The sequence below is a fragment of the Galactobacter valiniphilus genome (genome assembly GCF_003575975.1).
Lineage (GTDB): Bacteria > Actinomycetota > Actinomycetes > Actinomycetales > Micrococcaceae > Galactobacter > Galactobacter valiniphilus.
Genome location: NZ_QQXK01000017.1, coordinates 17,305 through 30,661, shown reverse-complemented (window position 1 = coordinate 30,661; position 13,357 = coordinate 17,305). Strand labels below are relative to the sequence as shown.

Here is a 13,357-nt window from a genome sequence, read left to right as displayed (position 1 = left end):
TCTTGACCTCTCCCGGGGGTCGAAGCAAACCCTTTGTGTGAGGGGCGTCAGAGTTGCGTTATAAACGGACACTGTTCGTTTTGGGGAGTACGTTCCCGGGCACGGGGGCCACGGCGCCCAGCTCAGCGGAGGACTGAAGCCGCGCCACGTCACCATGCTCAGCATCGCCGGCGTGATCGGCGCCGGCATCTTTGTTGGCTCCGGCACCGCCATCTCGCAAGCCGGCCCGGCCGTGCTCCTCTCCTTCCTCGCCGCCGGCACCCTCGTGGTGCTGGTGATGCGCATGCTGGGGGAGATGGCCTCGGCCAACCCGGACTCCGGCTCCTTCTCCGTCTACGCCTCGCGCGCCATCGGGAGGTGGGCCGGCTTGAGCATCGGCTGGCTGTATTGGTGGTTCTGGGTGCTCGTGATCCCCGTGGAGGCCACGGCGGTAGCGATCATCCTCAACGCCTGGATGCCGGGCGTTCCGTTGTGGGTGTTCGCGCTGCTCGTCACCCTCGCGCTGACGATCACGAACCTCTTCAGCGTCAAGAACTACGGGGAGTTCGAGTTCTGGTTCGCGCTGCTCAAGGTGGTCGCGATCATCGCGTTCATCGGCGTGGGGGTGCTCGCGTTTGTCGGCTTCTTCGGGCCCGATCACGCGGGGGCAGGCAACCTCGTCAACCACGGAGGCTTCATGCCCAACGGCGTGGGGTCCGTGATCGCGGCGATCCTGACGACGATGTTCATGTTCATGGGCACCGAGATCGTGACGATCGCGGCCGCCGAGTCCGCCCACCCCGCCGAGCAGATCCGCAAGGCCACCAAGTCGGTGATCTGGCGCATCTCGATCTTCTACGTGGGCTCCATCTTCTTTGTGGTGTGCCTCGTGCCGTGGACCTCGCCCGCGTTGGTGAAGGACGGCTCCTTCCTGGCGGCGCTCAACGTCCTGGGGATTCCCGGGGCGCAGCTGCTCGTGAGCGTCGTGGTGCTCGTGTCCGTGTCCTCCTACCTCAACTCAGCGCTGTACACGGCCTCCCGCATGGCGTTCTCGCTTTCGGTGCGCGGGGACGGCCCCAAGCTGCTCGCCAAGGTGGCGCGGACCGGCACGCCGATCCCGGCGGTGCTGGCCTCGACCATCGTTGGCTTCCTGACCGTCATCGCGAACTACGTCATGCCGGAGAAGGCGTTCTCGATGCTGCTGGCGACCTCCGGCGCTGTGGCGCTACTCGTCTACTTCGTGGTCGCGGTGTCGCAGCTCATGACGCGCCGCCAGATCAACGCGAGCGGCGTGAAGCCGCCCGTCCTGATGTGGGGTTACCCGTACCTGACGTGGGCCGTCATCATCTTCATCCCCGTGGTCCTGATCTACATGGGCTTCTTCTCCACGCTCAAGGTGGAACTCGCGGCGACCGCGGTGCTGGCCGTGTGTGTCGTGGCCGCCGGCGTCTACATCCAGCGGCGCTTTGGTCAGCATGCCGAGGACTACGGGGGAGTGGGCACGCCGGCTCACCACCCCGGCCACGCCGAGGCGGACGCCGAAGCCAGGAGGCGCGTGAACGCGCCCGTGGGGCCGGACGGTGAGTACGAGGACATGGCGCTCGACGAAGAGGGGTTCCCTCCCAGCGCCTGAGCGAGCTGGGTGGTGGTGACTTGAGGGGCCGGGGCCGGCCGCGGGCATCCCGCGGCCGGCCCCGGCCGCGTTCGCTGGGCGGGCTAGCCGAGCGGCGGTCAAGCGGTCGCCAGGACGAGGATGACGGTGCGGCGTGGGAGACTGCGGCATGACCTCCGACCATGAACCCGCCGCAGCCCGTCGATCCAGCGGCCTCAGCGTGTCGGCGTGCGTGGCCGGATCCGAGCTGACGGTGGAGGCCGAAGGGCCCAGGGGCAAGGGAGTGTTGCGACGCCGGAAACCGTTCCTTGAACGGTGCTTGAGCCTCGACGGCGTGCGCCTGAGCACCCTCGCGGAGTCGGACGACGACGGGCTGGTGAGCTGGGTTGGGCGGGAGCGCCCAGCGCCTGCACCGGCAGGCCGCCCCCTCACGGAAGGCGCGCACTGGTGGGACACGGACTGGCAGGAACGCGCCTATCGGACACTGATTGGCGAGCTGCCGGAAGAAGCACGCTGGTTTCCCGGTGGGTGGGTCCCGGTGTTTACGTGCCCCTGCGGTGATCCCTGGTGCCTCTACACGGCCGTCAGGCAGAGCGCCGAGGACGGCGTAGTGACGTGGCACGAGCTGCGGATGGTGAGTTACCGGGACGCCGAGGTGCCCGGGCGCCGGGGGCGGACGAAGACGAGGACGTCGTGGGATCCGCCCGAGCTCGGTCCGAACCTCTTGCCGCGGCCATTCAGCATTGGCCTGGACATGCTCGCAGCAGCCTTGCTTGAGGCGGCCGACGGACGGCCCGAGTGGGAGGAAGGCGTGCGCGTGGGACCTCGGGAAGGGGCGGTGGCAGGGGTGCCGGCGGCCGCGCCGCGCGACGTCTCGTGGCTGCGAACGTGGGACCAGCCCGCCTGGCGGAGGGCTCGCGGGCCGTACACCCATTGGGGCGATGGCGTTGCGGAGCGCCTCGATCGAATCCTGGGGGAGCATGACCCGCTCCTGTTGCGCGCGTCCGCTCTGGTGGATGCCGAGAGTTACGCGGACGTCTCGGAGGATCTCGAGTCGCTGATCCCGCCATCGGCACTGGCGTGCGACGCCGAGGCGATGCTGTCCGACTACTTCGCTCAGGTGTGGGGACTCGTGGCGGACCCGTCCCGGTTGGAGCGGGTGGGCGAGGACCTTCGGGGCGCGTACGGTGAGCTCTCCGACTTCAAGGGATGGGTCTCAACTCGTCGGCCACAGTGGCGGTGGGCCATGCGCCGAGGTCGGTCAGCCACCGGCTCCGAGCCGCGGGGCGAGCGCGATGACTGAAGCCGAGGCCCGCGAGCTCGTGATCGGATCGGTGCTGGCCGATCCGGCCTGCGTCCGGGTGCTCGAGGCCCTGGGCGAGGTGGGACTACCTGATGCTTGGCTCTGCGCCGGTGCCGTGTTCCAAAACGTGTGGAATCGGCTGAGCGGCTTCCCCGCCGGCGCGGGGATCCGGGACTACGACGTCTTCTACTTCGACGCGGCGAACCTGAGCTGGGACGCCGAGGATGCGGCGATCGACCGGCTCACCGCCGCGGTGCGGGATCCCTCGATCCGGCTGGAGTTGCGCAATCAGGCCCGGGTGCACCTCTGGTATCCGGAGCGCTTCGGCAAGACCATCCCGCCGTACGTCGATAGCGCGGATGCCATCGCGAGCTTCGCGGCCTTCGCCTGCTCGGTGGGGGTCAGGTTCGCGGAGGCCGGGGCGTCGGCGGATGCTGTGGCGGCAGGCGCCGGCTCGGGTGTGCCGCCGACGGCCCCCGCGCGGGCGCTGGAGATCTGTGCGCCGTTCGGATGGGGGGACACCGTGGACATGGTGTTGCGGCCCAATCATCGTCTCGCCCCGCGCGAGGTGTACGAGGCGAAGGCTGCGGCCTACGCCGAGCGGTGGCCGCGGCTGCGTGTTGAACCCTGGTGACTTGAACCCTGGTGACCAGGCGCCCGACCGGCGGCGTCGGGTCAGAGGCGCCCATGCGTCGTCGTGCGACGGGCGGTTCCCGCCCGGTGGCTCCCGGCACTAGCCTGGAGGAAGACGCCCTGGCGCCCCCGCGCCGTCGGGCATGTTCACATTCTTTGAGAAGAGGCGAGACATCATGGCCGAGAAGGTCGATATGGCAGAGGTCGAGAGCTTCACGCTGGATCACACCGCGGTGAAGGCGCCGTACGTGCGCCTCATCGCCGTGGAGCACGGGCCGCAGGGTGGCGTGATTTCGAACTTCGACGTGCGCCTCGTGCAGCCGAACCACGACTCGATCGAGACGGGCGGGCTGCACACGATCGAGCACCTGCTCGCCGGGCTGCTGCGCACGCGACTGGACGGCGTGATCGATTGCTCGCCGTTCGGCTGCCGCACCGGATTCCACCTCATCACGTGGGGCGAGCCGTCCGTGGAGGACGTTGCAGCGGCCGTGAAGGCCTCGCTCGCCGAGATCGCCGAGGACGTGACGTGGGAGGACGTGCCGGGGACGACGGCGTTCTCCTGCGGCAACTACAAGGACCACTCGCTGCACTCGGCCAAGGAGTGGAGCGCGCAGATCCTGGGCGAGGGGATCTCCGTTGATGCGTTCGAGCGCAAGGTGATCTGAGGATCTTGATCGTGTAGACCGCGCGCGACGCGTTCGGCGCGGTGGGTGCGATCGGTTCGAGGCCCCGGGGTGATCCCCGGGGCCTCACCGTTTTTCGGCGCCTGCTCGGTTGGGCGTGCCGTTTCCCTCACAGCCCGCATTTATCCACAAATTGAAGTATCCTGCATCAAACCATCGAATCTATGTTCGATTCTCGCTAGAATGAACCATGACCCGGAACGGGGGTTTCGGGTGTCAGACCTGGGGCGGTGAGCGGGATGAGCGTGGCCATCGTGGAGGAAGCGCGCGCCATGACACTCGCGCTCGAGGCGCTCGGCGCGGCCGTGGATGAGGCGGCCGCTGGCGCGGCCGGTTGCTCGGATGGGGAGCTGGTGCAACAAGCGCTCGACGTCGCCGCGCTGTCGCGTCGGGTGGACGCCTTGCGTTGGGCGGTGGTTCGGGAGGTGGAGGCACGGGGGAGGGGTGTGCCAGCGCCCGAGTCCATCGCCAGGCGGGCGGGCTTCCGCAATCCCACGCTCCTGCTCGCGACCATCTTCGGCGTGGCCACGGGTGCGGCCTCCTCCTGGCTTCGGCTCTGCGAGCACGCCGCGCCGCGCTACTCCTTCACCGCCGGACAGCTGCCTCCCCTGCGGCCCGCGCTCGCCGGGGCCCTGGACGCCGGCGGGATCACACTGGATCAGGCGTCGATGATCGATCGGACGCTGCCCTCGCCGAGCGGACCCGAGTTCGCGGCCGGCCTGCACGAGGCGGCCGAACTGGCGCTCGTGGCGGCCGCGCAGGGGATGACCCCGGAGCAGGCCTTCGGCGCCGGCGCGGGGCCAGGCGGCGTGAACGGTGTCGACGGCGTGGACGACGGGGTCCCAGCGGGCGGGATGGGGCCAGCGGCTGACGGGAGTAGCGACCCCGGAGTGGCTGGCCATTGGAGCCTGCGCCAGGCGCCGCATCTCTTGAAGGCACAGGGGGAAGCCTGGGCCGGGGCGATCGACCCCGACGGGCTGGAGCCCAGCGCCGCGGAGCAGCATCGACGCCGGTGCTTCTCGATGTATCAGCTGCCGGGCGGCGGTTGGAAGTTCTCGGGCTACGCCACTGCCAAGGATGGTGCCGCACTGCAGACCGTGTTCGACGCCTATCAGGCTCCACGCTCGCAGTCCGCTCGGAGCGGCTCCAGTACCAGGGCCGGTGATGACAGTGCGACGGGCGGTGCGGCCGCGCCGGATGGCGGGGTCGGGCCGGGTGGTGCTCTCGGTGCGGGCGGCGACGTGGGCGTGGGGGAGCGCAGGACCCGCGATCAGATCGCGTACGACGTCCTGATCTCCCTGTTTGAAGCCCATGCGCGCGGCCCGGAGGCACCCAGGCCCGGAGGGGCCGCTCCCACACTCCTCATCACCGCAACGCTTGAGGCCCTGCAGGCTCATTTGCGCGGCGAAGCGGAGGCGGGGTTGGTGCCGTCGCGCATGCTGGCCGGAGCCGCCGGAGCCGCCGGAGCCGCCGGAGCCGCCGGAGCCGCCGGAGCCGCCGGAGCCGCCGGAGCCGCCGGAGCCGCGACCCTGCAGGCCGAACTCGAGCGCCGCTTCCTTCTTCCCTCCCGTGGGGACGTGCCTCTGCCTGTCTCGACCGTGTCGCGCATGCTCTGCAACGACAGCCTGCAGCTCCTGATCGAGGACGAACGAGGCAACCCGTTGAAGCTTGGCAGGGAACACCGGCTGTTCAGCCCCCATCAAAGAAGAGTGTTGCTGGCAAGGGATCGAACCTGTCGGGCACCCGGGTGTGGGCTTCCGGGTGGGTGGTGCGAGGCGCACCATGTGACCCCGTGGTCGCGCGGCGGTCCCAGCGATGTGGATCAGGGCATCCTGTTGTGCTCGTTCCATCACCACGAGGTGCATGAGGGGCGGTTGAGTATCGAGGCCAGTCCGCCCGGATCGGACGGTCACGCGCCGTGGCGCGTCGTGAGCCCCATCCCGGGGTGGATTCGATGAAGCGTGGCCCCGTCCCGAGCTGGGACTTCCGCGGGGAGCGCACTCGATTGGTGGCTTCCGCGACTGCCGCTGCCGTCGCGGGCGCCGTGTCCGCCTGGGGCGCCGCGGCTGCCGCTGCCTCGGCGGGGGGGCAAGTCGGGGTCACCACGTCTCCCCACGACCCGCTGGCGGGCCCGACCGCCCAGCGCCACTAGACTTGAGCACCATGAGCACCCCCATCAACGTCGCGATCCTGGGCGCCCGCGGGCGCATGGGCGCCGCCGCCGTCAAGGCCGTGTCAGATGCCCCCGACCTCAACCTCGTCGCCCAGCTGGGCCGAGGCGACGATCTCCAGGCGATCCTCGATGCGGGTGCCACCCACGTCGTCGACCTCACGGTCCCCGACCAGTCCGAGGAGAACGTCCTCTTCGCGGTGCGCAACGGCCTGCATGCCGTCGTCGGCACCACCGGCTGGGACGAGGCGAAGCTGGAGCGCTTGCGCGCCGAGCTGGCCCAGCACCCCGAGGTGGGCGTGCTCATCGCCCCGAACTTCGCGCTCGGCTCCGTGCTCGCCACCGCCTTCGCGGCCCGCGCCGCCAAGTACTTCGAGTCCGTCGAAATCGTCGAGCTGCACCACCCGAACAAGGTGGATGCCCCCTCCGGCACCGCCGTGCGCACCGCCGAGCTGATCGGCGCCGCCCGCCGCGAGGCCGGCGTTCCCGCCTCCCCGGACGCCACGACGTCGGACCCCGATGGCGCCCGCGGTGCCGTGGTCGACGGCGTGCACGTGCACGCCGTCCGCCTGCGCGGCCTCGTGGCCCACCAGGAGGTGCTGCTGGGCGGCGAAGGCGAGCAGCTCACCATCCGCCACGACTCGTACGATCGCGTCTCCTTCATGCCGGGCGTCCTGCTCGGCCTGCGCGAGGCCGCCAACCACCCCGGCCTGACGCACGGCCTCGACGGATACCTGGAGCTCGGGCAGTGAAGTTCATGAAGCCGAAGTACTGGACCATCATCGTTCTGGCGATCTACGCGATCTACCTCTTCGCGAGCTTCCAGTCCGCGTGGCGCCTCATCGTGTCCGGCACGCCGCTCGCCGTGGTGATGGGCGTCGTCGTCCTGGGCCTGCCCCTCATCGGTGTGTGGATCCTCCTGCGGGAAATCAGCTTCGGCGCGACGACCGAGGCCATGGCCAAGGAACTCGAGGAGCAGAACCTGCTTCCCGTCGATGATCTGCCGCGTCTTCCCTCCGGCCGCATCGTCCGCGAGGCCGCAGACGCAGACTTCGTGCAGTACAAGGAAGAGGCCGAGGCGCAGCCGGATCGCTGGCAGTCCTGGCATCGGCTGGCCCTGGCCTACGACGCCTCCGGGGACCGCAAGCGGGCCCGCGAGAGCATGAAGCACGCCATGAAGCTGCGCAAAGAGGAAAGCGCCTCGGGAACCAGGTAACCTGTAAGTCATGGTCGCTCACTCCACCAAGCCCCGTTTCGGCACGCTGTTGACCGCTATGGTCACCCCGTTCACCGACGAAGGGGCGGTGGATCTGGACGCCGCGCAGAAGTTGGCCGCTCACCTGGTCGACGGCGGCAACGACGGCCTCGTGGTCACCGGCACCACCGGCGAGACCCCCACCCTGACGGACGACGAGAACGTCGCCATGTTCAAGGCCGTCATGGAGGCCGTGGGGGACCGCGCCGCCATCATCGCCGGCACCGGAACCAACGACACGGCCCACTCGATCAACCTCTCGCGCCGCGCGCAGGAGGTGGGCGTCGACGGCATCCTGCTCGTCACCCCGTACTACAACAAGCCCTCCCAGGCTGGCGTGCGTGCCCACATCGAGGCCATCGCCGACGCCACCGACGTTCCCGTGATGCTCTACGACATCCCGGGCCGCACCGGCATCCCCATGGAGACGGACACGATCGTCGCGCTGTCTCAGCACGAGCGGATCATCGCGCTCAAGGACGCCAAGGGCAACCTGCTGGAGACCACCAAGGTCATCGCCCGCACCGACCTCGACGTCTACTCGGGCGACGACGGCATGACGCTGCCGCTCATGGCGATCGGCGGCAAGGGTGTCGTCTCCGTGACCGCCCACGTGGCCGCCCCGCAGTACCGCGCGCTGGTCGACGCCGCCCTCGCGGGCGACTTCGAGACCGCTCGCCGCCTCCACTTTGAGCTGGACCCCGTCCAGCGCGCGCTGATGACCCACATTCAGGGTGCCATCGCCGCCAAGCAAGTACTTCATTGGCAGTCAGTTCTGCCGAACTCCGTGGTGCGCCTGCCGCTCGTGCAGCCGACCGCCGAGGAACTCAACCCCGTCAAGGCCGACCTCGCGGAGGCCGGATGGGAGATCTAGAAGAGGTGAATCCCACAGCATGACTTCCTCCGATACCGTGACCTTCGATTCGAATCGAAGCGTCGCGAACCCGCCGAAGCTCCGCCCGGGCACGCTGCGCATCGTGGCCCTGGGTGGCCTCGGCGAGGTCGGCCGCAACATGACCGTCTACGAACTGGACGGCAAGCTGCTGATCGTCGATTGCGGTGTGCTCTTCCCCGAGGAAGAGCAGCCGGGCGTCGACCTGATCCTGCCCGACATGGGGCACATCAAGGACCGTCTCGATGACGTCATCGGCGTCGTGCTCACGCACGGCCACGAGGACCACATCGGCGCCGTTCCGTACCTGCTTCGCCTGAAGCAGGACATCCCCCTGATCGGTTCCCAGCTGACGCTTGCCCTCATCGAGGCCAAGCTCCAGGAGCACCGCATCCGCCCCCTGACCCTCACGGTCAAGGAGGGTCAGACCGAGCAGCTCGGCCCGTTCTCGTGCGAGTTCACGGCCGTGAACCACTCGATCCCGGACGCCCTGGCCGTCATGATCCGCACCGTGGCAGGCAACGTCCTGCACACGGGCGACTTCAAGATGGACCAGCTGCCGCTGGACGGTCGCATCACCGATCTGCGCGCCTTCGCGCGCTTCGGTGAGGAGGGCGTGGACCTGTTCCTGCCCGACTCCACGAACGCCGACGTTCCCGGCTTCACCGCCACGGAGCGCGAGATCGGCCCCGTCCTGGAGCAGAAGTTCGCCGCCGCCAAGCAGCGCATCATCGTGGCCTCCTTCTCCTCGCACGTGCACCGCGTGCAGCAGGTGATCGACGCCGCAGCGAAGCACCGCCGCAAGGTGGCCCTCGTGGGTCGCTCCATGGTCCGCAACATGTCCATCGCCGAGAAGCTGGGCTACCTGCACGTTCCCGAGGGCATCCTCGTGGACCTCAAGGACGTCGAGAAGCTGGCCGATGACCGCGTGGTCCTCATGTGCACCGGCTCCCAGGGCGAGCCCATGGCCGCCCTGTCCCGCATGGCCAACGGCGATCACCGCATCAAGCTGAACCAGGGCGACACCGTCATCCTGGCCAGCTCGCTGATCCCGGGCAACGAGAACTCGGTGTTCCGCATCATCAACTCGCTGATGTACCTGGGCGTCGACGTGATTCACAAGGGCACCGCCCGCGTGCATGTCTCCGGCCACGCGTCCGCCGGCGAGCTGCTGTACTGCTACAACATCATCAAGCCCAAGAACGTCATGCCGGTGCACGGCGAGACCCGCCACCAGCTGGCCGCGGCCAAGCTGGCGCACCAGACCGGCGTCCCGGTGAAGAACCTGATGATGTGCGACGACGGCACCGTCGTCGATCTGAAGGGCGGCGTCGCCAAGATTGTCGGCCAGATCGACATCGGCTACGTCTACGTCGACGGCTCCAAGGTGGGCCTCGTCACCGACGAAGACCTCAAGGACCGCCGCGTGCTGGCCGAAGAGGGCTTCATCTCCGTGGTCTGCGCCGTGAACCGTCAGACCGGCAAGATCGTCACGGGCCCGGACATCCTGGCCCGCGGCGTCGCCGAGACGGATCGTGCCTTCGAGGAGGTCAAGCCCAAGATCGCCCAGGCCCTCGAGGAGGCCGTGCGCGACAACAAGGGTCACACCACCCACCAGCTGCAGCAGGTCATCCGCCGCGTCGTCGGCTCCTGGGCCGGCCGCAAGCTGCGCCGCCGTCCCATGATCGTGCCGGTCGTCGTCGAGGTCTGATCCTCGCGAGCGAGCCCCGAGCACGCAGACGCCCGAAGGGGCCCCAAATCCGAGAGGTTGGGGCCCCTTCGGCGTACCCTGGGGGCTATGGCGACCCGCACTTCCTCCGGATCGCAGCGTTCCGGTGCCACCACCAAGGGCACCCGGAAACGCTCCGACGCACCCAAGACCAAGGCGCTCGACGCCCAGGGCGAGCTCGAGCTCCCCTGGATCGCGCGCGCCATCCAACGTGTCTGGACGGGCATCGGTGCCGTCATCGGCGCCGGCGTGCGTCAGTTCGGCACCGACCGGCACCCGGCCCCCGAGGAGCGCAGGGACGGCAAGGGCCTGACCTATCTGCTCCTGGCCGTGTTTATCGCCGTCGTCGAGTGGTGGGGTCTGCGCGACGTCGGGTGGTTCGGCAAGGCCGTCCACGCCGTCGTCGGCGGCACCTTCGGCCTCATGGCCGTCGCCCTGCCCGCCGTCCTGATCTTTGTGGCCTTCCGCCTCTTCAGGCATCCGGCCGAGCACCGCACGAACAACCGGATCACGATCGGCCTCTGGGTCGCCCTCCTGGCCGGATCCGGCATGTGCCAACTGGCCGCGGGCCAGCCAGCCCTGGATGGGCCCTTTGCCGAGCTGTTCGCCGGCGGCGGCTTCCTCGGCTGGTTTGTCGCCACGCCGCTCTCCAAGGTCATCTCGGTCCCCGGCATGTGGATCGTCCTGGTCGTCCTCGCCCTGCTCTCGCTCCTGATCATGACCGGCACGCCGGTCACCAAGGTGCCGGCCCGCCTGCGCGGCGTGTGGCAGCGCCTCGTGGTCGGGGAGCACCCGCATTCCGAGGTGCCCGACGGCGATCGCAACGGTCACGACCAGTCTTACCTTTACGACGAGGACCGCAGGGCGCAGGGCGCTGGCGCGCCCAAGAAGCGCACCAAGCGCAAGATCTTCGGCAAGGACGAGGAGCTTCCCTCGGAGGAATTGCTCAACGATCGCAGCGGCGCCGAGGCCTACGAGGGTGCCGTCGTCGAGGATCTCGACGGCATCATGGGCGCCGAGGCGCACGCCGAGCCGACCCCGCCGCCCGGGGTTCGCCGCCCCACGCGCGAGGAAAAGAAGCGCGCCAAGCTGCTCAAGCAGCTGGGCATGGACGAGCCCGGCGTCTACGACGTGGACCAGCACGGCGGCGCCGGCACCGACCACACCGGCCACGGCGCGCCCGAGGCGGGCGTCGATGACGACGTCGTCTTCGACCCGTACACGGGCGAGATCGCCGAGCCCCCCACGGAGGCCATCGACTTCTCGGCGCCCGACGCCGCGCCCACCCAGGTGCTCTCCGCCGCCTCCCTCGCGGCCGGTGCCGCTCCCGGCGTCGGGGACCACACGCCGTCGGGCCTTGAAACCCAGGCGCCCCCGGCGCCCATCCCGCCCAGCTCCGAGCAGCTGATCCTCTCCGGCGACGTGGTCTACACGCGCCCGCCGGACGAGTACCTGCCCGCCGGCCCGCCGGCCAAGGAACGCTCCGAGGCGAACGACGCCGTCGTGGAGGCCCTGCAGGCCACCCTGACGGAGTTCAACGTGGACGCCCAGGTGACGGGCTTCAGCCGCGGCCCGACGGTCACGCGCTACGAGATCGAGCTCGCGCCCGGCACCAAGGTGGAGAAGGTCACGAACCTCTCCAAGAACATCTCCTACGCCGTGGCGTCCTCGGATGTGCGCATCCTGAGCCCCATCCCGGGCAAGAGCGCCATCGGCATCGAGATCCCGAACGCCGACAAGGAGGTCGTCGCACTCGGCGACGTGCTGCGCTCGCGCCCCGCCAAGTCGAATGAGCACCCCATGATCATGGGCGTCGGCAAGGACGTCGAGGGTGGCTTTGTTGTCGCGAACCTCGCGAAGATGCCGCACATGCTCGTGGCCGGTGCCACGGGTGCCGGTAAGTCCTCGTTCGTGAACTCGATGATCGTCTCGATCCTCATGCGGGCCACGCCGGACCAGGTCCGCATGGTCATGGTGGATCCCAAGCGCGTGGAACTCACGGCGTACGAGGGCGTCCCGCACCTCATCACGCCCATCATCACGAACCCCAAGAAGGCGGCCGAGGCGCTGCAGTGGGTCGTGAAGGAGATGGACACCCGCTACGACGACCTCGCGTACTTCGGCTTCAAGCACATCGACGACTTCAACAAGGCGGTGCGCGCCGGCAAGGTGGTGCCGCCGGCCGGTTCGCAGCGCGTCATCAAGCCGTACCCGTACCTGCTGGTCATCGTGGACGAGCTTGCCGACCTCATGATGGTCGCTCCGCGCGACGTCGAGGACTCGATCGTCCGCATCACCCAGCTCGCTCGTGCGGCCGGCATCCACCTCGTGCTTGCCACTCAGCGCCCGTCGGTGGACGTCGTCACGGGCCTCATCAAGGCCAACGTGCCCTCGCGCATGGCGTTTGCGACGAGCTCCGTCACCGACTCCCGCGTGGTCCTGGACCAGCCCGGCGCCGAGAAGCTGCTGGGCCAGGGCGACGCCCTGTTCCTGCCTATGGGCAAGTCCAAGCCCATGCGCGTGCAGGGTGCCTGGGTCACCGAGTCGGAGATCCACCGCGTCGTGGAGCACGTCAAGGGGCAGCTGCAGGCCAACTACCGCGAGGACGTGGCCGCCGAGGCGCCCAAGAAGCAGATCGACGACGACATCGGGGACGATCTGGAGCTGCTGCTCCAGGCGACCGAGCTGGTCGTCACGAGCCAGTTCGGCTCCACGTCGATGCTGCAGCGCAAGTTGCGCGTCGGCTTCGCCAAGGCCGGCCGTCTCATGGACCTCCTGGAGTCCCGCGGCGTCGTGGGCCCGTCCGAGGGTTCCAAGGCCCGCGACGTGCTCGTGAAGCCCGAGGACCTCCCCGGCGTCCTGGCCGCCATGAAGGGCGACCCCGCGCCGTCGGCCGCCTCCGCGATCGATGCGACCGTGGCCGCCCTCGCGGCCGAGGCCGCGCTGACGCATGCGGAGCCCGTCGAGGAGGACGACGGCGTGGACCTCGTGGCGCGCGACCTCGATGCGCTGCCGCAGGCCACCGAGTGGCACGACGGCGACGACGACGGCGAGTCCGAGGACGCCTGGTCGCTGACCGGGCGCTGAGGACACGCGGC

At 69.2% G+C, this 13,357-nt stretch carries 10 protein-coding genes; all 10 read left to right on the top strand.

The window, feature by feature from the left end; all coding sequences use genetic code 11:
- Window positions 1–133 precede the first annotated feature (133 nt).
- Window positions 134–1,612, top strand: a complete 1,479-nt coding sequence (locus DWB68_RS09470; protein WP_267896959.1) for an amino acid permease — start codon at window positions 134–136, stop codon at window positions 1,610–1,612.
- 148 nt (window positions 1,613–1,760) lie between these two features.
- Window positions 1,761–2,894 (top strand): hypothetical protein, encoded by a 1,134-nt coding sequence (locus DWB68_RS09465; protein WP_119424896.1) that lies wholly within the window; start codon window positions 1,761–1,763, stop codon window positions 2,892–2,894.
- A complete protein-coding gene (locus DWB68_RS09460; protein WP_119424895.1) occupies window positions 2,887–3,528 on the top strand; it encodes a nucleotidyltransferase family protein in 642 nt (213 codons plus the stop codon). Before DWB68_RS09465 ends, DWB68_RS09460 begins: the two co-directional genes overlap by 8 nt.
- Before the next feature lie 175 nt (window positions 3,529–3,703).
- Window positions 3,704–4,195 carry an S-ribosylhomocysteine lyase gene (locus tag DWB68_RS09455; RefSeq protein WP_199700425.1) on the top strand — a complete coding sequence of 164 codons (492 nt, stop codon included), beginning with the start codon at window positions 3,704–3,706 and terminating at the stop codon, window positions 4,193–4,195.
- Between the two features lie 257 nt (window positions 4,196–4,452).
- Window positions 4,453–6,171 (top strand): HNH endonuclease signature motif containing protein, encoded by a 1,719-nt coding sequence (locus tag DWB68_RS09450; RefSeq protein WP_147391633.1) that lies wholly within the window; start codon window positions 4,453–4,455, stop codon window positions 6,169–6,171.
- 205 nt (window positions 6,172–6,376) lie between these two features.
- Complete coding sequence (dapB, locus tag DWB68_RS09445) at window positions 6,377–7,135, top strand: 4-hydroxy-tetrahydrodipicolinate reductase (RefSeq protein WP_119424893.1); 759 nt, start codon at window positions 6,377–6,379, stop codon at window positions 7,133–7,135.
- A gap of 5 nt (window positions 7,136–7,140) precedes the next feature.
- The gene (locus DWB68_RS09440) at window positions 7,141–7,599 is read left to right on the top strand and encodes a hypothetical protein (RefSeq protein ID WP_119424939.1); all 459 of its coding nucleotides are present in this window, start codon (window positions 7,141–7,143) and stop codon (window positions 7,597–7,599) included.
- Window positions 7,600–7,609: 10 nt separating this feature from the next.
- Complete coding sequence (gene dapA / locus DWB68_RS09435) at window positions 7,610–8,512, top strand: 4-hydroxy-tetrahydrodipicolinate synthase (protein ID WP_119424892.1); 903 nt, start codon at window positions 7,610–7,612, stop codon at window positions 8,510–8,512.
- Window positions 8,513–8,531: 19 nt separating this feature from the next.
- Window positions 8,532–10,241: a ribonuclease J gene (locus DWB68_RS09430; protein WP_119424891.1), complete on the top strand. Its 1,710-nt coding sequence runs from the start codon at window positions 8,532–8,534 to the stop codon at window positions 10,239–10,241.
- An 87-nt stretch (window positions 10,242–10,328) separates the two neighbouring features.
- A complete protein-coding gene (locus DWB68_RS09425; RefSeq protein WP_119424890.1) occupies window positions 10,329–13,346 on the top strand; it encodes an FtsK/SpoIIIE family DNA translocase in 3,018 nt (1,005 codons plus the stop codon).
- The last annotated feature ends 11 nt before the right edge of the window (window positions 13,347–13,357 follow it).

Bases quoted from the DNA above. Each gene is read 5' to 3' on its own strand.
- DWB68_RS09465 (WP_119424896.1), top strand. From the start codon at position 1,761: ATGACCTCCGACCATGAACCCGCCGCAGCCCGTCGATCCAGCGGCCTC.
- DWB68_RS09425 (WP_119424890.1), top strand. From the start codon at position 10,329: ATGGCGACCCGCACTTCCTCCGGATCGCAGCGTTCCGGTGCCACCACC.
- dapB (WP_119424893.1), top strand. From the start codon at position 6,377: ATGAGCACCCCCATCAACGTCGCGATCCTGGGCGCCCGCGGGCGCATG.
- DWB68_RS09455 (WP_199700425.1), top strand. From the start codon at position 3,704: ATGGCCGAGAAGGTCGATATGGCAGAGGTCGAGAGCTTCACGCTGGAT.
- DWB68_RS09460 (WP_119424895.1), top strand. From the start codon at position 2,887: ATGACTGAAGCCGAGGCCCGCGAGCTCGTGATCGGATCGGTGCTGGCC.
- DWB68_RS09430 (WP_119424891.1), top strand. From the start codon at position 8,532: ATGACTTCCTCCGATACCGTGACCTTCGATTCGAATCGAAGCGTCGCG.
- dapA (WP_119424892.1), top strand. From the start codon at position 7,610: ATGGTCGCTCACTCCACCAAGCCCCGTTTCGGCACGCTGTTGACCGCT.
- DWB68_RS09440 (WP_119424939.1), top strand. From the start codon at position 7,141: ATGAAGCCGAAGTACTGGACCATCATCGTTCTGGCGATCTACGCGATC.
- DWB68_RS09450 (WP_147391633.1), top strand. From the start codon at position 4,453: ATGAGCGTGGCCATCGTGGAGGAAGCGCGCGCCATGACACTCGCGCTC.